Source organism: Paracoccus denitrificans (genome assembly GCF_900100045.1).
In the GTDB taxonomy this organism is placed as follows: domain Bacteria; phylum Pseudomonadota; class Alphaproteobacteria; order Rhodobacterales; family Rhodobacteraceae; genus Paracoccus; species Paracoccus denitrificans.
This window is the reverse complement of the sequence record NZ_FNEA01000017.1, coordinates 43,163-68,313: the sequence shown is the minus strand read 5'-3', so window position 1 is coordinate 68,313 and position 25,151 is coordinate 43,163. Positions and strand designations below refer to the sequence as shown.

23 protein-coding genes are annotated in these 25,151 nt (G+C 67.5%); 15 read left to right on the top strand and 8 right to left on the bottom strand.

Features of this window, described 5'->3' with window-relative positions:
• Positions 1 to 55: 55 nt before the first annotated feature.
• The 14 genes from BLT64_RS15795 (at position 56) to BLT64_RS15730 (ending at position 13,444) form a co-directional block, all read left to right on the top strand.
• Complete coding sequence (locus BLT64_RS15795; protein ID WP_011751305.1) at positions 56 to 2,341, top strand: bifunctional salicylyl-CoA 5-hydroxylase/oxidoreductase; 2,286 nt, start codon at positions 56 to 58, stop codon at positions 2,339 to 2,341.
• Positions 2,338 to 3,075: an SDR family NAD(P)-dependent oxidoreductase gene (locus tag BLT64_RS15790; RefSeq protein WP_011751306.1), complete on the top strand. Its 738-nt coding sequence runs from the start codon at positions 2,338 to 2,340 to the stop codon at positions 3,073 to 3,075. Before BLT64_RS15795 ends, BLT64_RS15790 begins: the two co-directional genes overlap by 4 nt.
• Positions 3,072 to 3,509, top strand: a complete 438-nt coding sequence (locus BLT64_RS15785; protein ID WP_011751307.1) for a MarR family winged helix-turn-helix transcriptional regulator — start codon at positions 3,072 to 3,074, stop codon at positions 3,507 to 3,509. Before BLT64_RS15790 ends, BLT64_RS15785 begins: the two co-directional genes overlap by 4 nt.
• On the top strand, positions 3,506 to 4,318 hold the full coding sequence (locus tag BLT64_RS15780) for an enoyl-CoA hydratase family protein (protein WP_011751308.1): 813 nt from the start codon (positions 3,506 to 3,508) through the stop codon (positions 4,316 to 4,318). The genes BLT64_RS15785 and BLT64_RS15780 overlap by 4 nt, the downstream gene beginning before the upstream one ends.
• 3 nt (positions 4,319 to 4,321) lie before the next feature.
• A complete protein-coding gene (locus BLT64_RS15775; protein ID WP_011751309.1) occupies positions 4,322 to 5,458 on the top strand; it encodes an acyl-CoA dehydrogenase family protein in 1,137 nt (378 codons plus the stop codon).
• Positions 5,455 to 5,874, top strand: a complete 420-nt coding sequence (locus tag BLT64_RS15770; protein WP_011751310.1) for an acyl-CoA thioesterase — start codon at positions 5,455 to 5,457, stop codon at positions 5,872 to 5,874. Before BLT64_RS15775 ends, BLT64_RS15770 begins: the two co-directional genes overlap by 4 nt.
• On the top strand, positions 5,864 to 6,262 hold the full coding sequence (locus BLT64_RS15765) for a RidA family protein (RefSeq protein WP_011751311.1): 399 nt from the start codon (positions 5,864 to 5,866) through the stop codon (positions 6,260 to 6,262). Before BLT64_RS15770 ends, BLT64_RS15765 begins: the two co-directional genes overlap by 11 nt.
• 66 nt (positions 6,263 to 6,328) lie before the next feature.
• Positions 6,329 to 7,969, top strand: a complete 1,641-nt coding sequence (locus tag BLT64_RS15760) for an AMP-binding protein (protein ID WP_011751312.1) — start codon at positions 6,329 to 6,331, stop codon at positions 7,967 to 7,969.
• 96 nt (positions 7,970 to 8,065) lie between these two features.
• On the top strand, positions 8,066 to 9,211 hold the full coding sequence (locus BLT64_RS15755; RefSeq protein ID WP_011751313.1) for an ABC transporter substrate-binding protein: 1,146 nt from the start codon (positions 8,066 to 8,068) through the stop codon (positions 9,209 to 9,211).
• A gap of 63 nt (positions 9,212 to 9,274) precedes the next feature.
• A complete protein-coding gene (locus BLT64_RS15750) occupies positions 9,275 to 10,186 on the top strand; it encodes a branched-chain amino acid ABC transporter permease (RefSeq protein WP_011751314.1) in 912 nt (303 codons plus the stop codon).
• Between the two features lie 3 nt (positions 10,187 to 10,189).
• Positions 10,190 to 11,182: a branched-chain amino acid ABC transporter permease gene (locus BLT64_RS15745; protein ID WP_011751315.1), complete on the top strand. Its 993-nt coding sequence runs from the start codon at positions 10,190 to 10,192 to the stop codon at positions 11,180 to 11,182.
• Positions 11,175 to 11,939 carry an ABC transporter ATP-binding protein gene (locus BLT64_RS15740; RefSeq protein ID WP_011751316.1) on the top strand — a complete coding sequence of 255 codons (765 nt, stop codon included), beginning with the start codon at positions 11,175 to 11,177 and terminating at the stop codon, positions 11,937 to 11,939. The genes BLT64_RS15745 and BLT64_RS15740 overlap by 8 nt, the downstream gene beginning before the upstream one ends.
• Positions 11,936 to 12,625: an ABC transporter ATP-binding protein gene (locus tag BLT64_RS15735; protein WP_011751317.1), complete on the top strand. Its 690-nt coding sequence runs from the start codon at positions 11,936 to 11,938 to the stop codon at positions 12,623 to 12,625. Before BLT64_RS15740 ends, BLT64_RS15735 begins: the two co-directional genes overlap by 4 nt.
• Entirely contained in the window at positions 12,626 to 13,444 is an 819-nt protein-coding gene (locus BLT64_RS15730) for an alpha/beta hydrolase (protein WP_011751318.1), read from the top strand. It abuts the gene before it with no gap.
• A gap of 21 nt (positions 13,445 to 13,465) precedes the next feature.
• Here BLT64_RS15730 and BLT64_RS15725 read toward each other — a convergent pair whose 3' ends face one another.
• From BLT64_RS15725 to cyoA, 8 genes are all read right to left on the bottom strand, one after another.
• A complete protein-coding gene (locus tag BLT64_RS15725) occupies positions 13,466 to 13,753 on the bottom strand; it encodes a hypothetical protein (protein ID WP_011751319.1) in 288 nt (95 codons plus the stop codon).
• 80 nt (positions 13,754 to 13,833) lie between these two features.
• Positions 13,834 to 16,533 (bottom strand): cation-transporting P-type ATPase, encoded by a 2,700-nt coding sequence (locus BLT64_RS15720; protein ID WP_011751320.1) that lies wholly within the window; start codon positions 16,531 to 16,533, stop codon positions 13,834 to 13,836.
• Between the two features lie 79 nt (positions 16,534 to 16,612).
• The gene (locus tag BLT64_RS15715) at positions 16,613 to 18,415 is read right to left on the bottom strand and encodes a PHA/PHB synthase family protein (protein ID WP_011751321.1); all 1,803 of its coding nucleotides are present in this window, start codon (positions 18,413 to 18,415) and stop codon (positions 16,613 to 16,615) included.
• Between the two features lie 194 nt (positions 18,416 to 18,609).
• Entirely contained in the window at positions 18,610 to 19,302 is a 693-nt protein-coding gene (locus tag BLT64_RS15710) for an SURF1 family protein (protein WP_011751322.1), read from the bottom strand.
• A complete protein-coding gene (gene cyoD / locus BLT64_RS15705) occupies positions 19,299 to 19,682 on the bottom strand; it encodes a cytochrome o ubiquinol oxidase subunit IV (RefSeq protein WP_011751323.1) in 384 nt (127 codons plus the stop codon). Before cyoD ends, BLT64_RS15710 begins: the two co-directional genes overlap by 4 nt.
• Positions 19,682 to 20,299, bottom strand: a complete 618-nt coding sequence (gene cyoC / locus BLT64_RS15700; RefSeq protein ID WP_011751324.1) for a cytochrome o ubiquinol oxidase subunit III — start codon at positions 20,297 to 20,299, stop codon at positions 19,682 to 19,684. The genes cyoD and cyoC overlap by 1 nt, the downstream gene beginning before the upstream one ends.
• Before the next feature lie 3 nt (positions 20,300 to 20,302).
• Positions 20,303 to 22,309, bottom strand: a complete 2,007-nt coding sequence (cyoB, locus tag BLT64_RS15695) for a cytochrome o ubiquinol oxidase subunit I (protein WP_011751325.1) — start codon at positions 22,307 to 22,309, stop codon at positions 20,303 to 20,305.
• Positions 22,310 to 22,321: 12 nt separating this feature from the next.
• On the bottom strand, positions 22,322 to 23,524 hold the full coding sequence (cyoA, locus tag BLT64_RS15690) for a ubiquinol oxidase subunit II (protein WP_011751326.1): 1,203 nt from the start codon (positions 23,522 to 23,524) through the stop codon (positions 22,322 to 22,324).
• 221 nt (positions 23,525 to 23,745) lie between these two features.
• Between cyoA and BLT64_RS15685 the strand changes: the two genes are divergently transcribed.
• A complete protein-coding gene (locus BLT64_RS15685; protein WP_011751327.1) occupies positions 23,746 to 25,071 on the top strand; it encodes an MFS transporter in 1,326 nt (441 codons plus the stop codon).
• Positions 25,072 to 25,151 lie beyond the last annotated feature (80 nt).

Here is a 25,151-nt window from a genome sequence, read left to right as displayed (position 1 = left end):
TCCGATTCGCTGGCAGGTTTTCCTCAGGGGGCGGAAAGGCGCAGGGAGGTGAGCGATGAAGATTTTGTGCATGGGCGGTGGACCGGCTGGGCTGTATTTCGCCATTTCGATGAAGCTGCGCGACCCGTCGCACCAGATCACCGTGCTGGAACGCAACAAGGCCAACGACACTTTCGGCTGGGGCGTGGTTCTGTCGGACGACGCGCTGGGGCGGATGCAGCAGAACGACCCCGCCAGCACCGAGGCGATCCGCAGCCATTTCGCCTATTGGGACGACATCGCCGTGGTGCATGACGGCGTGCGCACCGTCTCGGGCGGGCATGGCTTCGCGGGCATCGGCCGCAAGCAGATGCTGGTCCTGCTGCAAGCCCGTGCGCGCGAACTGGGCATCGACCTGCGCTTCGAGACCGAGTTCCGCTCGGCCGAGGAATACCGCAAGGATTACGACCTGGTGGTGGGCTGCGACGGCATCAACAGCCTGGTGCGCGCCGAATATGCCGAGGTGTTCAAGCCCGACATCGACACGAGGCGCTGCAAGTTCGTCTGGCTGGGCACGCATCAGAAATTCGACGACGCCTTCACCTTCATCTTCGAGCGCACCGAGCATGGCTGGATCTGGGCGCATGTCTACCAGTTCGACGACAACACCGCGACCTTCATCGTCGAGACCCTGCCCGAGACCTGGGAGAAGCTGGGCTTTCCCGACATGTCCAAGGAGGAAACGGTCGAAACCTGCCGCAAGATCTTCGAGCGCCACCTTGGTGGCCACGAGTTGATGTCCAATGCGGCGCATCTGCGCGGCTCGGCGGTCTGGATCCAGTTCCCGCGGGTGATCTGCGAGCGTTGGTATCACGAGAATGTCGTGCTGATGGGCGATGCGGCGGCGACCGGGCATTTCTCGATCGGCTCGGGTTCGCGGCTGGCCTTCGACAGCGCCATCGCGCTGGCCGAATACCTGCACTCGGAACCGACGATGCCGGCCGCCTTCGAACGCTATCAGGAAGAGCGCCGCATCGAGGTGCTGCGCCTGCAATCGGCCGCGCGCAACAGCCTGGAATGGTTCGAGCAGGTCGAGCGTTACCTGGACATGGAACCCCTGCAATTCGCCTATTCGCTGCTGACCCGTTCGCAGCGCATCAGCCACGAGAACCTGCGCCTGCGCGATCCCGAATGGCTGGGGCAGGCCGAGGACTGGTTCCAGGAACGCGCAGGCGGGCGCAAGGGCCGGCGCCCGATGTTCGCGCCCTTCCGGCTGCGCGACATGGAGCTGGAAAACCGCATCGTCGTCTCGCCCATGGCGCAATACAAGGCCGTGGACGGCTGCCCGACCGACTGGCATTTCGCCCATTACGCCGAACGCGCCAAGGGCGGTGCCGGGCTGGTCTATACCGAGATGACCTGCGTCTCGCCCGAGGGGCGGATCAGCCTTGGCTGTCCGGGTCTTTACGCACCCGAACACGAGGCGGCCTGGAAGCGGATCGTCGATTTCACCCATGCCGAGACGCGGGCGAAGATCTGCATGCAGATCGGCCATTCCGGCCGCAAGGGCTCGACCCAGCTGGGCTGGCAGGATGCCGACCGGCCGCTGGCCCAGGGCAACTGGCCGCTGATCTCGGCCAGCGCGATCCCGTGGCAGGACGGCAATGCCGTGCCCAAGGCGATGGACCGCGCCGACATGGACATGGTGCGCGACCAGTTCGTCGCCGCGACCGGCATGGCGGCGCGGGCGGGCTTCGACATGGTCGAGCTGCATGCGGCGCATGGCTATCTGATCTCCAGCTTCATCTCGCCGTTGTCGAACCGGCGCGAGGACGAATACGGCGGCAGCCTGGAAAACCGCATGCGCTATCCGCTGGAGGTGTTCGCGGCGATGCGGGACGCATGGCCGGCGGAAAAGCCGATGTCGGTGCGCATCTCGGCCAATGACTGGGTGGGGGACGAGGGCGTGACGCCCGAGGAGGCGGTCGAGATCGCCCGGATGTTCGCCGATGCCGGCGCCGACATCGTCGACGTCTCGGCCGGCCAGACCAGCACCGGGGCGCGGCCGATCTATGGCCGGATGTTCCAGACCCCGTTCAGCGACCGCATCCGCAACGAGGCGGGGCTGGCGACGATGGCGGTGGGCAATATCACCGAGGCCGATCAGGTGAACGGCATCCTGCTGGCCGGCCGGGCCGATCTGGTCTGCCTGGCGCGGCCGCATCTGGCCGATCCCTATTGGACCTTGCACGCCGCCGTCGAGGCCGGGGACGAGGCCGCGGCCTGGCCCTTGCCCTATCTGGCCGGCCGCGACCAGGCGCTGCGGTTGCGCAGCCGCGCGCAGGAGGCGATCCGGGCATGACCATCGCGGGCAAGCGGGTGCTGATCACCGGGGGCGGCACGGGCGTCGGCGCCGATCTGGCGCGCGCCTTTGCCCGGGCCGGGGCCGAGGTGGTGATCTGCGGCCGCCGCAAGGCGCCGCTGGAGGCCGTGGCCGAACAGACCGGCGCCCGCGCCCTGACCGCCGACGTGACCAGTGAGCCCAGCGTCAAGGCGATGTTCGCCGATGCCGGCCCCTGCGATATCGTCATCGCCAACGCCGGCGCTGCGGAAAGTGCGCCCTTGGGCCGCACCACGCTGGAGCAGTGGAACGCCATGCTGGCGGTGAACCTGACCGGCACCTTCCTGACCTTTCGCGAGGGGCTGGCGCAATTGCCCGGCTGGGGCCGGCTGATCGCCGTGGCCTCGACCGCCGGCCTTCGCGGCTATGCCTACGTCGCGCCCTATGCGGCGGCCAAGCATGGCGTGGTCGGGCTGGTCCGCAGCCTGGCGCTGGAGGTGGCGCGGCGGCCGGTGACGGTCAACGCGCTGTGCCCCGGCTTCCTGGACACCGAGATGACGGCGCGTTCCATCGCCACCATCATGGACAAGACCGGCAAGAGCCGGGAGCAGGCGCTGGCCGCGCTGACCGCGACCAATCCGCAGGGCCGGCTGATCCAGCCCGCCGAGGTCAGTGCCGCGGCGCTGTGGCTGTGCGGTCCGGGCTCCGAGGGGATCAACGGCCAGGCCATCGCCATCGCGGGGGGCGAGGCATGAGCGATCCCCTGTCCAAGCGCCGGCTGAAGCTGTGGATCCGCCTGCTGGGCGTCACCCGCGCGGCCGAGGGGCAGTTGCGCGAATTCCTGCGGGTCCGGCACGACACCACGCTGCCGCGCTTCGACGTGATGGCGGCGCTGTATCGCCGGCGCGAGGGCGTCACCATGAGCGAGCTGTCGCGGATGCTGCTGGTCTCGAACGGCAATGCCACGGCGGTCGTGGACCGGCTGGAAAAGGACGGGCTGGCGCGGCGCACGCCCTCGGAAACCGACCGGCGCACGGTCTTCGTCAGCCTGACGCCCGAGGGGCTGGCGGCCTTCGAGAGCTTTGCCGCCGATCACGAGGCCGAGGTGAACCGCATTTTCGCCGGGCTGACCGAGCAGGACATCGACCTGCTGACCGAAATCCTGAAACGCATGGGGGGGCCGAAATGACCGAGCTGGCCGGGCTGAAGCCGCAGCATTTCATCTGGGAGATGCGGGGCCGCGTCGCCACCATCCGCCTGAACCGCCCCGAGCGGAAGAACCCGCTGACCTTCGACAGCTATGCCGAATTGCGCGACACCTTCCGCGCGCTGGTTTATGCCAGCGACGTGGATGTGGTGGTGCTGGCCCCGAACGGCGGCAATTTCTGCTCGGGCGGGGATGTGCATGACATCATCGGCCCGCTGGTCGGCATGGACATGAAGGGGCTTCTGGCCTTTACCCGCATGACCGGGGATCTGGTCAAGGCGATGATCGGCTGCGGCAAGCCGGTGATCGCGGCGGTGGACGGGATCTGCGTCGGCGCCGGCGCGATCCTGGCCATGGCCTCGGACCTGCGGCTGGCGACGGCGCAGGCGAAATGCGCCTTCCTGTTCACCCGCGTCGGACTGGCCGGTTGCGACATGGGCGCCTGCGCCATGCTGCCGCGCATCATCGGCCAGGGGCGTGCGGCGGAACTGCTTTACACCGGCCGGGTGATGGGCGCCGAAGAGGGCCATGCCTGGGGTTTCTGGAACGCGCTGCATGACGCGGACGCGCTGGAGGATGAGGCGCAGGCGCTGGCGCAGCGGCTGGCGGCCGGGCCGGTCTTTGCCCATGGCATCACCAAGACCCAGCTGAACCAGGAATGGAACATGGGGCTGGAACAGGCGATCGAGGCCGAGGCGCAGGCCCAGGCCATCTGCATGCAGACCCGCGATTTCGAGCGCGCCTATCGCGCCTTTGTCGCCAGGGAGAAACCCGTCTTTCAGGGGGATTGAGACATGGCGGATCGCAGCTTTCTGGACTGGCCCTTTTTCGAGACCCGCCACCGCGAACTTTCGGCGGCGCTCGAGGACTGGTGCGCGGCGCATCTGCCGGTGGATCACGGTGACGTGGATGCGGCTTGCCGCGGGCTGGTCGCGGCGCTGGGGCAGGCGGGCTTTCTGCGCCATAGCGGCGCGGCCGAGGGCGAGGCGCTGGACGTGCGCAGCCTGTGCCTGATCCGCGAGACGCTGGCGCGGCACGACCCGCTGGCCGATTTCGCCTTTGCCATGCAGGGGCTGGGCATGGGGGCGGTGTCGCTGTTCGGCACTCCCGGCCAGCGCGAATGGCTGGATCGGACGCGCACGGGCCGGGCGATTTCGGCCTTTGCGCTGACCGAGCCGGGCGCCGGCTCGGACGTGGCCAGCACGGCGACACTGGCCGAGCGCACGCCGGGCGGCTGGCGGCTGACGGGCGAAAAGACCTATATCTCGAACGGCGGCATCGCGGATATTTACGTGATCTTCGCCCGCACGGGCGAGGCGCCCGGCGCGCGCGGCCTTTCGGCCTTCCTGATGCCGGCCGACTGCGCCGGGCTGTCCGTCGCCGAGCGGATCGAGGTCATCGCGCCGCATCCGCTGGCGCGGCTGAAGCTGGACGGGGTGGTGCTGCCGGATGCGGCGCTGATCGGCCGGCCGGGCGAGGGCTTCAAGATCGCCATGTCGGTGCTGGACGTGTTCCGCCCCACCGTCGGCGCGGCGGCGCTTGGCATGGCGCGGCGCGCGCTGGACGAAGCCCTGGCGCGGGTGCACAGGCCGCGGGCCGGCGGCGGCGCGCTGGCCGATCATCAGATCGTGCAGGGCCACCTGGCCGACATGGCCGTCAGGGTCGATGCGGCGGCGCTGCTGGTCTATCGCGCCGCCTGGACCAAGGACATGGGCGCCCCCCGTGTCACCCGCGAGGCGGCGATGGCCAAGCTTTACGCCACCGAGGCCGCGCAGGAGGTGATCGACGCCGCGCTGCAGCTGCATGGCGGCGACGGCGTGCGCCACGGCACCGCGGTCGAGGCGCTTTACCGCGACATCCGCGCCCTGCGCATCTATGAGGGCGCCAGCGACGTGCAGCGCGTGGTGATCGCCCGGAGCGTGTTGGGATGAGCTATCTGCGTCGCATCCAGGTCGAGTTCAACCATTGCGACCCGGCGGGGATCGTCTTTTACCCCCGCTATTTCGAGATGCTGAACTCGGTGATCGAGAACTTCTTCGCCGAGGTGCTGGCCTATCCCTTCACCCGCATCCACATCGAGGAGGATTGCGCCGTCCCGACCGTGCAGATCGAGGCCGGCTTCCAGGCCCCCTCGCGTCTGGGCGAGGTGCTGGAATTCACGCTGGAGCTCCAGCATGTCGGCCGCTCCAGCGCGCGGCTGGTGCAGCGGGCCAGTGCCGGCGGGCAGGTCAGGCTGCAATGCGTCTCGACCCTGGTCTGGGTCACGCCGGACGGGCGCGCCGCACCCTGGCCCGAGGTGATCCGCCGCAAGATGATCGCATTCATGGAGGCAAGCGATGGTGCATGAGGTTCTGCATCCCAGGAACTGGAAGGCGACGCCGGGCTATTCGAACGGCATCGCCGCGACCGGGCGGATGGTGTTCACCGGCGGCATGATCGGCTGGAACGACCAGCAGGAGTTCGAAACCGACGATTTCGTCGAACAGGTGCGCGTGACGCTGAAATCCATCGTCGCCGTGCTGGCCGAGGCCGGCGCGCGGCCCGAACATCTGGTGCGCCTGACCTGGTATGTCACCGACAAGCGCGAATATCTGGGTGCGCTCAAGGGGATCGGACAGGCCTACAAGGACATCATCGGCCGGCACTATCCGGCCATGGCGCTGGTGCAGGTCGTCGCATTGGTCGAGGACCGCGCCAAGGTCGAGATCGAGGCAACCGCCGTGATCCCCGCCTGACGGGGGCGGGGCGCCCGCGGGCCACGGCACGACAAGATGCCGGCCCGCCCAACAGGGAGACTGAAGATGACAGGCAATCCGCCGCTTGGACCCTCGGCGCATGTCGATACCTTCTCGCGCGACAACCTTCCGCCGGCCGAGCTTTGGCCCGTGCTGAAGCTGGACGGCTTCGACTACCCCGAATATCTGAACGCCGCGGTCGAGCTGACCGACCGCATGGTCGAGCGGGGCTTCGGCGACCATATCGCGCTGATCGGCAACGGCCGCATCCGCAGCTACAAGGAACTGACCGACTGGACCAACCGCATCGCCCATGCGCTGGTCGAGGATTACGGCGTGCGGCCCGGCAACCGGGTGCTGATCCGCTCGGCCAACAACCCGGCGATGGTGGCCTGCTGGCTGGCCGCGACCAAGGCTGGCGCGGTGGTGGTCAACACCATGCCGATGCTGCGGGCGGGCGAGCTGGCCAAGATCATCGACAAGGCCCAGGTCAGCCACGCGCTTTGCGACACGCGGCTGATGGACGAACTGGCGCTGGCCGCCAAGGACAGCCGCTATCTGAAGACCGTGGTGGGTTTCGACGGCACGGCGAACCACGATGCCGAACTGGACCGCGCCGCCCTGTCCCAGCCGGTGCGGTTTCAGGCGGTGCAAACCGGCCGCGACGACGTGGCGCTCTTGGGTTTTACCTCGGGCACCACGGGCGAGCCCAAGGCGACCATGCATTTCCACCGCGACATCCTGATCATCGCCGACGGCTATGCGCGCGAGGTGCTGGAGGTGCGGCCCGAGGATGTCTTCGTCGGCTCGCCGCCCCTGGCCTTTACCTTCGGGCTGGGCGGGCTGGCGGTGTTTCCGCTGCGCTTCGGCGCCTCGGCCGCGCTGCTGGAAAACGCCTCGCCGCCGAACATGATCGAGATCATCCAGAAATACCGCGCCACCATCTGCTTTACCGCGCCGACCGCCTATCGGGTGATGATGCGCGCCATGGACGAGGGGGCGGACCTGTCCAGCCTGCGCGCCGCCGTCTCGGCCGGTGAGACGCTGCCCGGCCCGGTCTATGAGGAATGGATGGCCAAGACCGGCAAGCCGATGCTGGACGGCATCGGTTCGACCGAGATGCTGCACATCTTCCTGACCAATCGCTTCGGCGACAGCCGCCCGGCCTGCACCGGCCGCCCGGTCGCGGGCTACGAGGCCCGGATCATCGGCCCCGACGGCTGCGAACTGCCGCCGGGCGAGACGGGCCGGCTGGCGGTGCGCGGGCCGGTGGGCTGCCGCTATCTGGCCGACCCGGACAAGCAGCGCGCCTATGTGCAGGACGGCTGGAACCTGACCGGCGACAGCTTCTGGCAGGACGAGCAGGGCTATTTCCACTTTGCCGCCCGCACCGACGGCATCATCGTCTCGGCCGGCTACAACATCGCCGGCCCCGAGGTCGAGGCCGCGCTTCTGTCCCATCCCGACGTGCTGGAATGCGCGGTCGTGGGCGCCCCTTCGGCCGAGCGCGGGCAGATCGTCGAGGCGCATGTGGTGCTGCGCCCCGGTGCCCGGGCTGGCGAGGTGATGGCCAAGTGTTTGCAGGATCACGTCAAATCCGTCATCGCGCCCTTCAAATACCCGCGCCGCGTGGTCTTTGCCGAGGCGCTGCCCAAGACCGAAAGCGGCAAGATCCAGCGTTTCCGCCTGCTGGAAGGGCGGGCGTGACCAGGGCCGCGGGCTGATGCGCGAAATCCGTTGCAGCCCGCGACCGCATCATAAAAACATGCGACGAACAATCGCGCTTCACACAGGGAGTTTGTCATGGAACTGAAAAGGCTGCTGATCTGCGGCACCGCCGCTCTGGCCCTGGCCGGAATGGCACAGGCCGAACCCGTCAAGGTCGGCATGATCACCACGCTGTCGGGCGGCGGCGCCGGCCTGGGCGTCGATACGCGCGACGGTTTCCTGCTGGCGCTGAAGAACGCGGGCGACGCGGGCAAGGAGGTCGAGCTGGTGATCGAGGACGACCAGCAGAAACCCGATGTCGCCGTGCAGATCGCCGACAAGATGATCCAGTCCGAACAGGTGGACGTGCTGACCGGCATCGTCTGGTCGAACCTCGCCATGGCGGTGGTGCCGGCGGCGGTGGCGCAGGACAAGTTCTATCTTTCGACCAATGCCGCGCCCTCGCAACTGGCCGGGGCGGGTTGCAATCCGAAATATTTCTCGGTCTCCTACCAGAACGACAACCTGCACGAGGCGGCGGGCGCCCATGCCACGGATGCGGGCATCGGCAAGGTCTTCATCATGGCGCCGAACTATCCCGCCGGGCAGGATTCGCTGGCGGGCTTCAAGCGCTATTACAAGGGCGAGGTGGTCAGCGAGGTCTATACCCAGGTCGGCCAGACCGACTATGCCGGCGAGATCGCACAGATCCGCAACAGCGACGCGGATGCGGTGTTCTTCTTCCTGCCGGGCGGCATGGGCATCGCCTTCATGAAGCAATATGCCGAATCCGGCGTCGGCAAGCCGGTGATCGGCCCGGCCTTCAGCTTCAGCCAGGACATCCTGCCCGCCGTGGGCGATGCCGCGCTGGGGGTCAAGAACACCGCGCAATGGGCCAAGGACCTGGACAACCCGGCCAACAAGGCCTTCGTTGAAACCTTCCAGGCCGAATACGGTCGCCTGCCCTCGCTTTACGCCGCGCAGGCCTATGACACGGCGAACCTGCTGCTTTCCGCCATCGCCAAGGCCGATGTGGGCGATGCCGACGCCTTCCGCGCCGCGCTGGCCGAGGCGGATTTCCCCAGCGTGCGCGGCAAGTTCAGCTTTGGCCCGAACCAGCACCCGATCCAGGACTATTACGTCCGCGAGGTGGTCAAGGAAGGCGACGTGCTGACCAACAAGATCATCGGCCCGGCCATGACCGACCACGGCGACGCCTATGCCGAGCAGTGCAGCATGTAACCCATGCCGGACCGGGCCCGACGGGTCCGGTCCCACCCTGGCAATTCGGGAGATAACGCGGTGATGCTTCTGGCCGAGCAGGCGCTGAACGGCCTGCAATACGGGATGATGCTGTTTCTGATGGCGGCCGGGCTGACGCTGGTCTTTGGCGTCATGGGGCTGATCAACCTTGCGCATGGCTCGCTTTACATGACCGGGGCATTCGCCTGCGCGGCGGTGGCGGCGGCCACCGGCTCGTTCTGGCTGGGGCTGGTCGCCAGCCTGGCGGCGGCCGCCGCGGCGGGCGCGCTGGTCGAGATCGCGGTGATCCGGCGGCTTTACGCCCGCGACCACCTGGACCAGGTGCTGGCGACATTCGCGCTGATCCTGGTGTTCTCCGAGGGCACGCGCTGGCTGTTCGGCTCGTTCCCGCTTTACCTCAAGCTGCCGGCCGCGCTTTCCGGCGCGGTGGTGCTGCCGGGCGGGCTGCATTACCCGCTGTTCCGGCTGGTCATCATCGGCTTTGGCGCGGCGGTGGCCGTGGGGCTGTGGTGGCTCATCACCCGCACGCGGCTGGGCATCCGCATCCGCGCCGGCGAGGCGGATCGCGAGATGATCGGCGCGCTGGGCGTCGACATCGCGCGGCTCTACACCATCGTCTTCGCGCTTGGCGCGGCGCTGGCGGGGCTTGCCGGGGCGCTGGTCGGCACCATCCAGTCGGTGCAGGTCGGCATGGGCGAGCCGGTGCTGATCCTGGCCTTCGTGGTGGTGGTGATCGGCGGCATCGGCTCGATCAAGGGCGCGCTTGTCGGTGCGCTGCTGGTCGGCATGACCGATACGCTGGGCAAGGCGCTGCTGCCGGGGCTGCTGTCGCGGGTGTGGGATGCGTCCAGCGCCAACACCATCGGCGCCTCGCTGGCCTCGGTGCTGATCTATGTGCTGATGGCCGTGGTGCTGATCCTGCGGCCGCAGGGGTTGTTCGGGGCAAGGGGCTGAGCGATGCGAGAGACATTGAACCGCGATACGGCGATCAACCTGGCGATCCTTGCCCTGCTGGTCGCCACCGCCATCGGTGCGCATCTGGCCGGCAACGGCTTTACGGTGACGCTGGCGACCAAGGCCGCGATCTTCGGCCTTGCCGGGGTGGGGCTGAACCTGGCGCTGGGCTATGGCGGGCTGATCTCGTTCGGCCATGCCGCCTTTTTCGGCATCGGCGGCTACGTCACCGGGATCCTTGCCAGCCATGCCAGCACCGGCATGCCGGTCACCAGCCTGCCCTTTACCATCATGGGCAGCAACGAGATGCTGGGCATCTGGCCGATGGCGATGCTGGCGGCGGGGCTGGCCGCGCTGGTCATCGGGGCGCTCAGCCTGCGCACCTCGGGCGTCTATTTCATCATGGTGACGCTGGCCTTCGCGCAGATGCTTTACTATTTCGCCATGAGCTGGCCGCGCTATGGCGGCGAGGACGGGCTGAGCTTCTATGTCCGCAACACCTTTCCCGGCCTGAACACCTTTGCCCCGATCCAGTATTTCGCCATCTGCGCCACGCTGCTGGCCGTCGCGCTGGTCTTTACCGCCGTGGTCACGCAGTCGCGTTTCGGCCTGGCCTTGCAGGCGGCGCGGCAAAACAGCCAGCGCACGGTCGCCGTCGGCATCCGGCCCTATGCGATCCGGCTGACGGCCTTTGTCCTGTCGGGCATGATCGTCGGGCTGGCGGGGTCGCTTTACGCCGACCTCAACCGTTTCGTCAGCCCGGCCATGATGTCCTGGCACATGTCGGGCGAAATCATGGTCTTCGTCATCCTGGGGGGTGTGGGGCGGCTTTGCGGCCCGGTCGCCGGCGCCGCGCTTTTCATCCTGCTGGAGCATGTCCTGGGCGGCATCAGCGAATACTGGCAGGCGCTGCTGGGCCTTCTGCTGCTGGCCATCGTGCTGTTCGCGCCGGGCGGGCTGATCGGCATCGTCACGCGGAGGGGCCGCCATGCCTGAGCCGAAACTCAACGAACCCATCCTGGAGATCCGGGGCCTGCGCAAGTCCTTTGGCGCGCTGGTGGCGACCGACGATGTCAGCCTGGACCTGCGCCCGGGCGAGATCCACGCCCTGATCGGCCCGAACGGCGCCGGCAAGTCCACGCTGATCAAGCAGATCGTCGGCGAGATCCGGCCCGACGCCGGCACCATCCGCTTCGAGGGGCAGGTGATCGATACGCTGGACGCGGCGGCGCGGGCGCGGCTGGGGCTGGCGCGCAGCTTCCAGGTGTCCTCGGTGATCCCGGATTTCACCGTGCTGCAAAACGTCATGCTGGCGGTGGCCGGGGCCAGCGGCGCGGTGTTCCGCTTTCACCTGCCGGCGCTGGCCGACCGCAAGCTGACCGAACCCGCCCTGTTCCATATCGAGCAGGCGGGCCTTGCCGGGCGGCATCTGGTCCCCGCCGCGACGCTTTCGCATGGCGAGCGCCGCAAGCTGGAGATCGCCATGGCGCTGGCCCTGCGCCCGCGCGCCTTCCTGCTGGACGAGCCCATGGCCGGCATGGGGCTGGAGGGCGGGCGGCAGCTGACCGGCATCCTGGCCGAACTGCGCAACGAGGCGCCGATCCTGCTGGTCGAGCACGACATGGACGCGGTCTTTGCGCTGGCCGACCGCATCTCGGTGCTGGTCTATGGCCGCATCATCGCCACCGGCAGCGTGGCCGAGATCCGCGCCAATCCCGAGGTGCGGCGTTCCTATCTGGGAGAGGACGCATGACCCATCTTCTGGAATTGCGCGACGTGACCGCATCCTACGGCCCGGTGCAGGCGCTGTTCGGCATCACGCTGGACCTGGGCGAAGGCGAGGTCGTGGCGCTGATGGGCCGCAACGGCATGGGCAAGACCACGACGATCCGCTGCATCAGCCGCCTGATGCCGCATTCCGCCGGCAGCCTGCGCTTTGCGGGCCGGGATGTCGCCGGCCTCTCGGCGCCCAAGGTGGCGCGGCTGGGCGTCGGGTTGGTGCCCGAGGGGCGGCGCTGCTTCGCGCCGCTGACCGTGGCCGAGAACCTGACCGTTGCCGCCCGTCCCGGCCCCTGGGACATGGCGCGCGTCTGCGCTCTGTTTCCCCGCCTGCAGGAACGCATGGGCCAGATCGCGCGCACGCTGTCGGGGGGCGAGCAGCAGATGCTGGCCATCGGCCGGGCGCTGATGACCAATCCGCGCCTGCTGGTGCTGGACGAGGCGACCGAGGGCCTTGCCCCGGTCGTCCGGCAGGAGATCTGGGCCGGCGTGCGGCGGCTCAAGGCCGAGGGGCTGTCGATCCTGCTGGTGGACAAATCGCTCACCGAGATCGCCTCGGTCGCCGACCGCGCGGTGATCGTCGAGCGCGGTGCGACGGTCTGGCAGGGCGGCATCGCCGATCTGACCTCGGACCTGACCGACCGCTATCTGGGGGTGTGAATGGCGACGGCGATCTATCGGGGGATGACCCGGCAGGAACTGGACACGGCCTACAGCAATACCGGCAGGATCGCGGATTTCCCGGCCTTGATGCGGGATTTCCGCGCCCGCAGCGATGCGTTCCATGCCGCGCATGACTGCCGGCGGGATCTGCGCTATGGCCCCGGCGCGCGCCAGACCTTCGACTGGTTAGCCAGCGGCCGGCCGGATGCGCCGGTCTTCGTCTTCATCCACGGCGGCTATTGGCAGAGCTGCGTCAAGGAGGATTTCGCCTTCTGCGCCGCCGGTCCCCTGGCGCGCGGCCATGACGTGATCCTGGCCGAATACACGCTGGCGCCCGAGGCTTCGATGACGCAGATCGTGGCCGAGATCGGGCATCTGCTCGACCATCTCGCGCCCCGGCTTGCCGGGCGGCGGCTTTGCCTTGCCGGGCATTCCGCCGGCGGGCATCTGGCGGCCATGCATCGGGGCCACCCCGCCGTAGGCTCGGTGCTGGCGATCAGCGGGCTTTTCGACCTGGAGCCGATCGGCCTTGGCCAGCTGAACGACAAGCTGCAACTGACCGAGGCCGAGATCGCCGCTTGCAGCCCGCAGCGGATCATCGCCCCCGGTGCGCCCATGCTGGTGGCTGTCGGTGCCGGGGAACTGCCGGAACTGATCCGGCAATCCGACGACTATGCCGAAGCCTGCCGACAGGCGGGTGAGCGCGCGGTGCTGTTGCACGTTCCGGGCTGCGACCATTTCCAGGTGCTGGACGATCTGGCGGAACCGGCCGGGGCGCAGTTGACCGCGTTGGCCGCGCTGGACATGCGGCCCTGATCGGGCCGCATGGCGCGGGGTTCAGCGATTGCTGTCGATCCAGCGCGACAGCAGTTGGCGGTCGCGGAAGCATTCGTCGGGCACGGCGCGCCGCTTGAGCCGGGCGATGCGCTCGGCAAAGGCGACCTGCTTCGAGGTGGGCAGCCCCGTCGCCGGCCGCATCCGCGCCTGCGCCTCGATCCAGGCGCTGAGCGTGCGGCGATCCTGCTGCACCTCCCACGGCAGGAGCGTCTGGTTCCTCAGGGCAAGCGAGCGGGCATAGGCGATCTGGCGCGGCGTGGCCGGCAGGGCAAAGGTGGTGGCGTCCATGGCGGATCTCCCTTGCGGATCATGGTCCCAATATAGAACATACAGGGAACAAAATCAATCCGGGCCGGATGCCGCCGCCTTTACAGGGCAAATCTGCGCGTCAGCGTCTTTTCGATCTCGAGGATGGCCATGAGCGCCACGCCGACCACCACGATCACCAGCCCGTCGGCAAGGCCGATGGGCGCGCTGTCGAACAGGTCGTGCATGAAGGGCGCATAGGTGAACAGCACCTGCGCCGCGACCACCACCGCGATCGCCCCCAGCACGGCGGGCGTGCCCATGGCGCCGATCAGGCTGAACGAGCTGCGGTGCAGGTAGCGCACGTTGAACAGATAGAAGATCTCCATCACCACCAGCGTGTTGACGACCATGGTGCGGGCCCCTTCGATCCCATAGCCGCGCATGCCGGCATAGGCGAAGACGCCAAAGACCCCCAGCATGAACAGCACCGAGACGAAGCCGATGCGCCAGACCAGGAAACGCGACAGGATCGGCGCATCGCGCGGGCGCGGCGGGCGGTTCATCACGTCGGGCTCGGGCGGCTCGAAGGCCAGGACCAGCCCCAGCGTGACGGTCAGGATCATGTTGATCCACAGGATCTGCACCGGCGTCATCGGCAGGGTCACGCCCAGGATGATCGCCAGGATCACGCAAAGCACCTCGCCGCCGTTCGAGGGCAGCGTCCAGCCGATCACCTTGCGGATGTTGTCGTAGACGGTGCGGCCCTCATGCACGGCGGCGACGATCGAGGCGAAGTTGTCGTCCAGCAGCACCATCTGCGCCGCCTCCTTGGCGGCCTCGGTGCCCTTGCGGCCCATGGCGACGCCGACATCGGCCTGCTTGACGGCGGGCGCGTCGTTCACCCCGTCGCCGGTCATCGCGACGATATGGCCGTTGGCTTGCAGCGCGTTGACGATGCGCAGCTTGTGTTCGGGCGTGGCGCGGGCAAAGACGCTGACCTCCTCGACCACGCGGCGCAGCGTTTCGTCCGGCATGCCGTCCAGCGCCGCACCCTCCAGCACCTTGGGATCGTCGGCGATGTCGAGCTGGCGGGCGATGGCCGCCGCCGTGCCCTTGTGGTCGCCGGTGATCATCTTGATGGCGATCCCGGCCGAGCGGCATTCCGCCACCGCGGCGATGGCCTCGTCGCGGGGCGGATCGATGAAGCCGGCAAGGCCCAGGAAGGTCAGCCCGCCCTCGACCATGTCGAAATCCAGCCGCTCGACCCCGGGGCCGACGGCCATGCCGGCAAAGCCCAGCACGCGCTCGCCCCCGGCGGCGCAGGCGTCGATGCATTCCTGCCAATAGCCGGGGTCCAGGGGCAGGGCGGTCCCGCCCGCCGCCTGGGTTCCGCACATGGCCAGCACCCGTTCGGGGGCGCCCTTGACGAAGATGCGCCTTTCGCCTTGGGGGTCGTCATGCAGGGTCGCCATGAAGCGGTGCTGTGCGTCGAAGGGGATCTCGTCCAGCCGGTTCCACGAGGTGCGCTCGGTTTCGGGGTGCAGGCCGGCCTTGGCGGCGGCGGCGACCAGCGCGCCCTCCATCGGATCGCCCAGCACGGCCCAATGCCCTTCGTGCTCGACCAGCAGGGCGTCGTTGCACAGAAGCCCGGCGCGGATCAGCGCCTCGCGTTCCGCCTCGGGGGCGGGCTCGGTGCCGTCGGGGCCGGAAAACTCCCCCTCGGGAGCGTAGCCGGTGCCGGAAATCGCGGTGACGCTGGCCGCGGTCACCAGATGGCGCACGGTCATTTCGTTGCGGGTCAGCGTGCCGGTCTTGTCCGAGCAGATCACCGAGGTTGCGCCCAGCGTCTCGACCGCGGGCAGGCGCCGCACCACGGCATTGCGTGCGGCCATGCGGCGCACGCCGATGGCAAGGGTGATGGTGATGACGGCGGGCAGCCCCTCGGGCACCACGCCGACCGCCAGCGCCACCACCACCATCAACGCGTCGAGCGGGGCATAGCCCCGGATCAGCGTGGCAAAGACGAAAAGCAGCGCGGCGGTGGCGATGGCGAGCCAGGTGAAGCGCGTGCCGAAGGCGTTGATCTGGCGCAGAAGCGGCGTGGTCAGGGTCTGCACGGCGCCGATCATGCCGGAAATGCGGCCGATCTCGGTCCGCGGGCCGGTCGCCACCGCGACGCCGATGCCCTGGCCGGTGGTGACCAGCGTGCCGGAATGCAGGATCGGCGCGCGGTCGCCCAGCACGGCATCCGGCGCGACCGGGCCTTCGGTCTTTTCCGCGGGCACCGATTCGCCGGTCAGGATCGCCTCGTCGGCGCTGAGCCCGCGCGCGCGCACCAGGCGCAGGTCGGCGGGCACCTTGTCGCCGGCCTCGATCACCACGATGTCGCCGGGCACGATCTCGCGTGTGTCGAGCGTGTGCCGCTCGCCTTCGCGCACCACGACGGCATGGGGGGCGATCATGTCGCGGATGGCGTCCAGCGCGCGTTCGGCCTTGCCTTCCTGGATGAAGCCGACGACGGCGTTCACCAGCACGACGACGACGATCACCACGCCGTCGATGACATGCCCCAGCGCGATGGCCGCCACCGCCGCCGAAAGCAGGAAATAGATCAGCGCGTTGTTGAACTGGGCAAGGAAGCGCAGCACCGGATGGGTGCGGGCGGCGGGGGGCAGCTCGTTCGGGCCGAACCGCTCCAGCCGCCGCGCGGCCTCGTCATGGCCAAGCCCGTCAAGGCTGGTCGCCAGCGCGGAACAGGTCTCCTCGCCGCTGCGGGCGTGCCATGCGACCTCGTCCGGGGCGATCTCGGCTGGCTTCATGGGGCTCTCCTTCGGCAGTCACCTGTCCCTGACCTGTTTGGCGATATTCGCCGGGCTGTTCAATGCGCGGGGTCTTGGCCTAGCGTTGCAGCACATAGGTGCCGGGCGCGTCGGCCAGCGGCGCATGGCCGGCCTTGCGCGCGCCCATGGCCGGCGGCGGGGTGCGCTTGGCCGAGGAATGCGCGGCCAGCCATTTGGTCCAGGCGTCCCACCACGATCCCGGCCGTGCCTCGGCGGTCTCGGCCCAGATGTCGGGGCCGGGGCAGCGCCCGCCGGCCTCGCGCAGCGCGATGCGATAGCGCCGGTGCGGCCGGCCCGGCTCGCTGACGATGCCGGCATTGTGGCCGCCGCTGGTCAGCACGAAGGTCAGTTCGGTATTGCTGAGGTAATGGATCTTGAAGACCGAGCGCCAGGGCGCAACATGGTCGCGTTCTGTGCCGACGACGAACATCGGCACGCGGATGTTCTGGATCGCGGCGGGCCGCCCCTCGACCATGAAGCGCCCGGCGGCCAGTTCGTTGTCCAGGTAAAGCCGCTCCAGGTATTCCGCATGCATCCGGTAGGGCATGCGCGTCGAATCGGCGTTCCAGGCCATCAGGTCGATCATCGGCCGCCGCTCGCCCATCAGATAGTCATGCACCATGCGCGACCAGATCAGGTCGTTCGAGCGCAAAAGCTGGAAGGCCCCGGCCATCTGGTCGGCGGACAGGTAGCCCCGGTTCCACATCATGCTTTCCAGAAGGTTCACCTGGCTGTGGTCGATGAACAGCGCCAGTTCCCCCGGTTCGCTGAAATCGGTCTGCGCCGCCAGCAAGGTCAGGCTGGCCAGCCGGTCGTCGTCGCCATGCGCCATGTCGGCGGCGGCGATGGACAGCAGCGTGCCGCCCAGGCAATAGCCCACGGCATGGACCTTGCGCTGCGGCAGGATGGCGTTGATCGCCTCCAGCGCCGCCATCACCCCGCGCCGGCGATAGTCGTCCAGCGTCAGGTCGCGATCCTCGGCCGTGGGATTGCGCCAGGAGATGCAGAAGACCGTATGGCCCTGCGCCACCAGATGCCGGATCAGCGAGTTCTGCGGCGAGAGGTCCAGGATGTAGTATTTCATGATCCAGGCCGGCACGATCAGGATCGGCTCGGCCATGACCGTCCTGGTGGCGGGGGCGTATTGGATCAGCTCTATCAGGTGGTTGCGGTAGACGACCTTGCCCGGCGTCACCGCCACGTCCTTGCCGACCACGAAATCCTCGGTTCCGACCGGGGGCTGGCCGGTCGCCTGGCGGATCATGTCCTCGGTCCAGTTGCGCATGCCTTGCACCAGGTTCATGCCGCCGGTTTCCATGGTGCGGGCGATCACCTCGGGGTTGGTGAAGGGCAGGTTCGATGGCGAGAACACGTCCAGGATCTGCCGCGCGGTGAACGAGACGATCTCCTGGTGATGCGGGTTCATCCCCGGCACTTCGTGCGTGGCGTTGTGCCACCATTGCTGTTGCAGCAGGAAGGCCTGCGCCCATATGCTGAAGGGCGGCTTCTTCCAGCCCTCGGCGGCAAAGCGATAGTCGCCGGGCAGCGGGTCGATGCAGGCCGGCGCCTCGCGATTCACGCAAAGCGCGGCCAGGTGGCACAACAGCCGCGCGGCCTTGCGGTTGGCCTTGTCGAGCAGCTCCATCCGCTTGCCCGGCGCGGCGGCCAGATGCATGGTCCAATCCTGCAAGGCCAGCGTCAGCGCCGCCGGCGACAGCCCGCCGGTGAACTGGGCCGTCATCGCCTCGCGCATGCGGTCGAAGGTGCGGAACGCCTCTCTGCCCAAGGGTTCGGGGCAGGGCACGGGCGGCAACTCGGCGGATGCGACAGCGGGCTTCGGTGCGCTGGTCGGGGTCTTCATGGGCATCTCCTTGGCGGACGCGGGGCGCGCGGGCACGCAGGGACCGGATGACGATGGGGCGGGGCTGGGCCATTCCGACCGGGCGGCGCCAGCATCTTGCCCACCCTTGCGAATATCAAGCCGCCAGGACGTTGATTCAAGTCAAGCCGCGTGGGTTTTCCCGATCCCCTGGGCCTTTGGGCCCTTTGCGCCCGTCAGTCCCGCGCGCCCCGGCGCCTGGCCCACAGCAGCCAGCCCGCCCAAAGCGCCGCCAGCGAAAACCAGGTCGCCGCATAGCCCAGATGGCTGTTGCGAAAACGGACCACGGTCAGCCCGCCGACGGGCTGCGCCCCGTCGCCGTGGGCATCGGCATCCAGAAACCAGGGCGCGACCGGGCCAAGGCCCCGCGCGGCGGCGATGGCGGCCGTGTCGCGGGAATACCAGCGCCCGGCCTGGGGGTCGTTGCCGCGCAGGAAGGCGCCGCCGGGCTGGCTCATGCGCAGCAGGCCCGTCACCGTGACCTCGCCGCCGGGCAGGGGGCGGTCGTCGCGCGCGGCATCCGCCACGAAGCCGCGATTGACCAGCACGGTCCAGCCCTCGGGCGTTTGCAGCGGCGTCATCACCCAGAAGCCCGGCCCGCGTTCCGTCACCGCCTTGACCAGCGTGTCGCCGTCCGCGCGATAGGTTCCGGTCACTGAGACCCGGCGATATTCCGCGTCGCGCGCGTCCATCCCGGCCCATTCGGCAGGTCCGGGGGCGGGTGCCGGGGCCTCGGCCAGACGCGCCTCGACCCGGGCGATCAGGTCGGTCTTCCAGGCCAGCCGCTGCACCTGCCAGACCCCCAGCGCCATCAGCGCCACGAAGACCGCCAGCGCCCCGGCCAGCGCCGCCAGCCGGCGCAGGGTCACGAACCGAAGCCCTGCATCAGTTCATGGTCCATCTGCGGCATCATGTTGGTGTTCATGTGATACATGACCCACAGCGAGCCGGCCAGCAGGATGACCACCACCACCACGGTGAAGATGGTGGAGAGCATGGTCCAGCCCTCTTCCTGCTTGCCGTTCATGTGCAGGAAATAGACCATGTGGACCAGGATCTGCACCACGGCAAAGCCGATCACCGTGACGGCGGTCAGGGCGCGGCTTTCGAAGCCGCCGGCCATGACCAGGCCAAAGGGGATCGCGGTCAGGATCACCGACAGCAGGAAGCCCTTGATATAAGAGGCATGGCTGCCGTGGTCATGGCCGTGATCGTCGTGATGTGCGGCATGTGCGTGTTCGGCGGACATCAGATCATCCCCAGCAGATAGACGAAGGTAAAGACGCCGATCCAGATGACGTCGAGGAAGTGCCAGAACATCGACAGGCAGACCATGCGGCGCTGGTTTGCGGGGATCAGCCCGGTCCGGGTGATCTGCACCATCAGCGTCACCAGCCAGATCGAGCCGAAGGTGACATGCAGCCCATGCGTGCCGACCAGCGTGAAGAAGGCCGACAGGAACCCGGATCGCTGCGGGCCGGCGCCGATATGGATCAGGTGGTGGAACTCGTAAAGCTCGATGGCCAGGAAGCATAGGCCGAAGAACAGCGTGACCGCCAGCCAGCGCAGCGTGCCGCGCTGGTCGCCCTTGCCCATGGCCAGCATGGCGAAGCCGAAGGTGATCGACGACAGCAGCAGCATGGCGGTGTTGACCGCCACCAGTTCCAGGTCGAACAGGTCTTTCGGCCCCGGCCCGGCGGCGAAGCTGGTGCCCAGCACGCCATAGACCGCGAAGAGCACCGCGAACATCAGGCAGTCGCTCATCAGGTAGACCCAGAAGCCCAGGCTGGTCGAGGCGCCCTCGGGGTGGTGGTGGGGCTCAAGCTCCCAGTATTGGCGCATGGTGTCGGTCGTCGCGTGGCTCATGTCTCAAACCCCCTGCGCAAGCTGGCGCGTCCGGGCATCCTCGGTCGCCTCGATTTCCGAGACGGGGATGTAATAGTCGCGGTTGTAGTTGAAGGTATGCGCGATCGAGACCGCGATGATGCCGAGGAAGCTCAGGGCCGCCAGCCACCAGACATACCAGACCAGCGCCATGCCGCAGACCGTGGCCAGCGCCGCCAGGATCACGCCCGTGCCGGTGTTCTTCGGCATGTGGATCGGCATATAGCCGCCGGTCGGGCGGGTGGCGCCCTGCTGCTTCATCTCCCACCAGGTATCCAGCCCGTGCGAGATCGGGTTGAAGGCGAAGTTATAGGCCGGCGGCGGCGACGAGGTCGCCCATTCCAGCGTCCGCCCGTCCCAGGGATCGCCGCTGACGTCGCGGTACTCCGGCCGGTCGCGGCGCAGGATCGAGACGCCAAACTGCACGAACATGGCCGCGATGCCGCAGGCGATCAGCACCGCGCCGAAGGCCGCGATGGCGAACCAGATCCGCAGGTCGGGATCGTCGAAGACGCGCAGCCGCCGGGTCACGCCCATCAGCCCCAGGATATACAGCGGCATGAAGGCGGCCCAGAAGCCGACGACCCAGAACCAGAACGAGACCTTGCCCCAGAACACGTCCAGCTTGAACCCGAATGCCTTGGGCCACCAGAAGTTGATGGCGGCGAACAGGCCGAACAGCACGCCGCCGATGATGACGTTGTGGAAATGCGCGATCAGGAACAGCGAATTGTGCAGCACGAAATCCGCCGGCGGCACGGCCAGCAGCACGCCCGTCATGCCGCCGATCACGAAGGTCAGCATGAAGGCGATGGTCCACATCATCGGCAGCTCATAGCGGATGCGACCGCGATACATGGTGAAGAGCCAGTTGAAGAGCTTGGCCCCGGTCGGGATCGAGATGATCATCGTGGTGATCCCGAAGAACGAGTTCACCGATGCGCCCGAGCCCATGGTGAAGAAGTGATGCAGCCAGACCAGGTAGCTGAGCACCGTGATGCAGACCGTGGCATAGACCATCGAGGAATAGCCGAACAGCCGCTTGCCCGAGAAGGTCGAGGTGACTTCGGAAAACACGCCGAACAGCGGCAGGATCAGGATATAGACCTCGGGGTGGCCCCAGATCCAGATGAGGTTGATATACATCATCGGATTGCCGCCAAGGTCGTTGGTGAAGAAGTTGGTGCCCACATAGCGATCCAGCGTCAGCAGGATCAGCGTCATGGTCAGCACCGGGAACGAGGCGACGATCAGGATGTTGGCGCAGAACGAGGTCCAGGTGAAGATCGGCATCCGCATCATCGTCATGCCCGGCGCACGCATCTTCAGGATCGTCACCAGCAGGTTGATCCCCGACAGCGTGGTGCCGACGCCCGCGACCTGCAAGCCCCAGATGTAATAGTCCACCCCGACCCAGGGGCTGTAGCCGATGCCCGAAAGCGGCGGAAAGGCCAGCCAGCCGGTCTGTGCGAACTCGCCCAGGAACAGCGAGGCCATGGTGATCACCGCGCCGCCCACCGTCATCCAGAACGAAAAGTTGTTGAGGAAAGGAAAGGACACGTCGCGCGCGCCGATCTGCAGCGGCACGACATAGTTCATCAGCCCGGTGATGAAGGGCATAGCCACGAAGAAGATCATGATGACGCCATGCGCCGTGAAGATCTGGTCGTAGTGGTGGCTGTTCAGGTAGCCCTCGGAGCCGCCGAAGGCCCAGACCTGCTGCAGCCGCATCATGATCGCATCGGCAAAGCCGCGCACGAACATGATCAGCGCCAGCACGATATACATGATGCCGATCTTCTTGTGGTCGACCGAGGTGAACCACTCGCGCCAGAGCCAGCCCCAAAGCCGGTATTTCGTCAGCGCCGCCAGGGCCGCGATGCCGCCGATGGCGACGACGACGAAGGTCGCCCAGACGATCGGCTCCTTGGGGATCGCGTCCCAGTTCAGCCGGCCAAGAAGAAAGGTGGTTTCGTTGGAAAACGTAGCCATGCTTGCGTCCGATCAGAAGTTCCGCGCCCGATCCGCAGCCGGATCGAGCAAGGTGACGGCATTGTCTTGCGAGGGGGTGAAGGGCCCTTTCGGAGGGGTCAACGCGTGGCCGCGCATCGGCGTCATGTCCACCGGCGCGCGCGCCAGTTCGGGCGATTTGCCGAACATCAGCGCCGAATCCTCGGGCGTGCAGAACGAGGCGACCTGGAAGGGCTCCCATCCCAGCACCGGCGCGCGGGTGCCGCGGCGCTGGTCCTTGTCATAGGTCAACCGGGTCATGTTCATGGTGCCGGCAAGCCCGGTGCCGCCCTGCGCGTCCAGCGCCATCATCTCGGCCATGCAGATCTTGCCCGGCTCCACGCACATGTTCACGATGCGCTGGAACAGATGCGGATCGACCTCGGCAAAGGACATCGGCGGCACGTTCTCGCTGGGTGCCTCCAGCTCCAGATAGCGCGGGCGGTCCAGCGTGCCGCCCGAGGCGCGGGCCTTTTCGATCCAGGCGTCGAAGCCTGCCTCGTCGGTGGCATGGGCCTTGAAATGCATCCCCGAAAAGCCGTGGCCCGAATAATGCGAGGCGATGCCCTTGTATTCGCCGGGATGGTTGAAGACGCCGTTCAGCTTGGTCTCCATCCCCGGCATGGCATAGATCATGCCGGCCATCGCGGGAATGTAGAAGGCGTTCATCACCGAGGTCGAGGTCAGCGTGAACTCGACCGGGCGATCCACCGGCACGGCCATCTCGTTGACCGAGGCGATGCCCTGCTCGGGATAGATGAACAGCCATTTCCAGTCCATCGCCACCACCTGCACCGGCAAGGGCCTGTGCTCTTCGGTCAGCGGCCGGTCGGCGCTGATGCGGTCCAGCGGCCGATAGGGGTCCAGCAGATGCGTGCCCACCCAGGTCAGCGCGCCCAGCGTGATGATGATGAGAAGCGGTGCCCCCCAGATCACGAATTCCAGCTTGGTCGAGTGGTCCCAGTCCGGCCGGTAGTCGGCGTCCTTGTTCCTCTCGCGGTAGCGGCGGGCAAAAACCACCGTCAGCACCATCACCGGCACGATGATCAGCAGCATCAGCAGCGTCGAGATCACCAGGAGGTCGCGCTGTCGCGCCGCCACGTCCCCGGCGGGCGCCAGGACCTCGGCCTTGCAGGCGGCAAGGGGAATCAGCAAGGCAAGCCAGGGCAGGCGGGCGAATTTTCGTATGTAGGTCATTGGACTACCCGATGTCGGTGAGCGACAGGTGCGGACGGCTGAGTCGCAGGGCTGCAACATGGCACGGGGTGAATTACCTTGATCTAGGTCAAGCTCGCCATGCGACGTTTTGTCCTATACAGTTCAGTTCTCGCTTCCGGCACCAATAGGGATGGAAACGCCGCGGCGGGTTGGCCCGTGCCCGGCACGAATCTGGATCGCATCGGATTCCTCGGAAAAACATGAGCACATCCTCCTCCACGCCCGCCGTGCAATCGGCCGTCCCGTCAGCGCATGGCCACCACAGGGTTTCGCCCTCGGATGTCGCCGTGGGCGTCATCATCGGGCGCGCTTCGGAATTCTTCGATTTCTTCGTCTTTGCCATCGCTTCGGTGATCGTCTTTCCGCAGCGGATCTTTCCCTTCACCGATCCGCTGACCGGGACGCTCTTGTCATTCGCGCTGCTGGCGCTGGCCTTCGTTGCCCGGCCGCTGGGCAGTGCGCTGTTCATGAGCATCGACCGCCGCCACGGGCGCGTCACCAAGCTGACGGCGGCGCTGTTCCTGATGGGGACCGCGACCGTCGCCATGGGCCTGATCCCCAGCTATGAGAACGTGGGCGGCTGGGCCGTCGTCATCCTGGCCGTGCTGCGAATCGCGCAGGGGCTGGCGCTGGGGGGTGCCTGGGACGGCATGCCCTCGCTTCTGGCGCTGACGGCGCCGCGCAGCCGCCGCGGCTTTTACGCCATGGTGCCACAGCTTGGCGCGCCCATCGGGCTGATCGTCGCCAGCCTGCTTTTCGCCTATCTGGCGGCCAACCTGACCGCGCAGGACTTCCTGGACTGGGGCTGGCGCTATCCGTTCTTCGTCGCCTTCTCGGTCAACGTGGTGGCGCTGTTCGCGCGGCTGCGCATCGTCGCGACCGAGGAATTCGCCGAGCTTTTCGAATCGCGCGAACTCCAGCCGACCCGCATCGGCAAGACCCTGCGCGAGGATGGCGGCGCGATCCTCATCGGCATCTTCGTGCCGCTGGCCAGTTTCGCCATGTTCCATATGGTCACGGTCTATCCGCTGTCCTGGATCTATCTCTACACAGACGAGACGCTGCTCAGCTTCCTGATCATCGAGGCGGTGGCGGCGACCGGCGGCATCCTGGCCATCCTGCTGTCGGGCTGGCTGGCCGACCGCATCGGGCGGCGCAACCTGCTGCTGGTGGGGGCATTGCTGATCGGCTGCTTTGCCGCGCTGGCGCCGCTGCTTCTGTCGGCGGGCAAGACCGGCGAACTGGTCTACATGATCGTCGGGTTCTTCATCCTCGGCCTCAGCTTCGGGCAAAGTTCCGGCGCGGTCGCCTCGCTGTTCGAGGCGCGCAACCGCTATACCGGCTCGGCCATCGTCTCGGATCTGGCCTGGATGTTCGGCGCCGGCTTCGCGCCGCTGACCGCGCTTTTGCTGTCGACCTGGCTGGGATTGTCGGCGGCGGGGCTTTACCTGCTTTCGGGTGCGATCTGTTCGACCGTGGCCATCCTGCTGTCGGGCAAGCTGGAGTTCCGCGCCGCCGAACGCTAGGCCCGATTTACCCCTTCGTCCCCCTTTCGCATGAGACGCCGTGCAGCAAGGATGTTGTGAAACGCCCTCGCTTAGGCTTA

What these genes read in the sequence shown, in the direction of transcription:
- BLT64_RS15795 (WP_011751305.1), top strand. Translation starts at nt 56, where the DNA reads ATGAAGATTTTGTGCATGGGCGGTGGACCGGCTGGGCTGTATTTCGCC.
- BLT64_RS15790 (WP_011751306.1), top strand. Translation starts at nt 2,338, where the DNA reads ATGACCATCGCGGGCAAGCGGGTGCTGATCACCGGGGGCGGCACGGGC.
- BLT64_RS15785 (WP_011751307.1), top strand. Translation starts at nt 3,072, where the DNA reads ATGAGCGATCCCCTGTCCAAGCGCCGGCTGAAGCTGTGGATCCGCCTG.
- BLT64_RS15780 (WP_011751308.1), top strand. Translation starts at nt 3,506, where the DNA reads ATGACCGAGCTGGCCGGGCTGAAGCCGCAGCATTTCATCTGGGAGATG.
- BLT64_RS15775 (WP_011751309.1), top strand. Translation starts at nt 4,322, where the DNA reads ATGGCGGATCGCAGCTTTCTGGACTGGCCCTTTTTCGAGACCCGCCAC.
- BLT64_RS15770 (WP_011751310.1), top strand. Translation starts at nt 5,455, where the DNA reads ATGAGCTATCTGCGTCGCATCCAGGTCGAGTTCAACCATTGCGACCCG.
- BLT64_RS15765 (WP_011751311.1), top strand. Translation starts at nt 5,864, where the DNA reads ATGGTGCATGAGGTTCTGCATCCCAGGAACTGGAAGGCGACGCCGGGC.
- BLT64_RS15760 (WP_011751312.1), top strand. Translation starts at nt 6,329, where the DNA reads ATGACAGGCAATCCGCCGCTTGGACCCTCGGCGCATGTCGATACCTTC.
- BLT64_RS15755 (WP_011751313.1), top strand. Translation starts at nt 8,066, where the DNA reads ATGGAACTGAAAAGGCTGCTGATCTGCGGCACCGCCGCTCTGGCCCTG.
- BLT64_RS15750 (WP_011751314.1), top strand. Translation starts at nt 9,275, where the DNA reads ATGCTTCTGGCCGAGCAGGCGCTGAACGGCCTGCAATACGGGATGATG.
- BLT64_RS15745 (WP_011751315.1), top strand. Translation starts at nt 10,190, where the DNA reads ATGCGAGAGACATTGAACCGCGATACGGCGATCAACCTGGCGATCCTT.
- BLT64_RS15740 (WP_011751316.1), top strand. Translation starts at nt 11,175, where the DNA reads ATGCCTGAGCCGAAACTCAACGAACCCATCCTGGAGATCCGGGGCCTG.
- BLT64_RS15735 (WP_011751317.1), top strand. Translation starts at nt 11,936, where the DNA reads ATGACCCATCTTCTGGAATTGCGCGACGTGACCGCATCCTACGGCCCG.
- BLT64_RS15730 (WP_011751318.1), top strand. Translation starts at nt 12,626, where the DNA reads ATGGCGACGGCGATCTATCGGGGGATGACCCGGCAGGAACTGGACACG.
- BLT64_RS15725 (WP_011751319.1), bottom strand. Translation starts at nt 13,753, where the DNA reads ATGGACGCCACCACCTTTGCCCTGCCGGCCACGCCGCGCCAGATCGCC.
- BLT64_RS15720 (WP_011751320.1), bottom strand. Translation starts at nt 16,533, where the DNA reads ATGAAGCCAGCCGAGATCGCCCCGGACGAGGTCGCATGGCACGCCCGC.
- BLT64_RS15715 (WP_011751321.1), bottom strand. Translation starts at nt 18,415, where the DNA reads ATGAAGACCCCGACCAGCGCACCGAAGCCCGCTGTCGCATCCGCCGAG.
- cyoD (WP_011751323.1), bottom strand. Translation starts at nt 19,682, where the DNA reads ATGTCCGCCGAACACGCACATGCCGCACATCACGACGATCACGGCCAT.
- cyoC (WP_011751324.1), bottom strand. Translation starts at nt 20,299, where the DNA reads ATGAGCCACGCGACGACCGACACCATGCGCCAATACTGGGAGCTTGAG.
- cyoB (WP_011751325.1), bottom strand. Translation starts at nt 22,309, where the DNA reads ATGGCTACGTTTTCCAACGAAACCACCTTTCTTCTTGGCCGGCTGAAC.
- cyoA (WP_011751326.1), bottom strand. Translation starts at nt 23,524, where the DNA reads ATGACCTACATACGAAAATTCGCCCGCCTGCCCTGGCTTGCCTTGCTG.
- BLT64_RS15685 (WP_011751327.1), top strand. Translation starts at nt 23,746, where the DNA reads ATGAGCACATCCTCCTCCACGCCCGCCGTGCAATCGGCCGTCCCGTCA.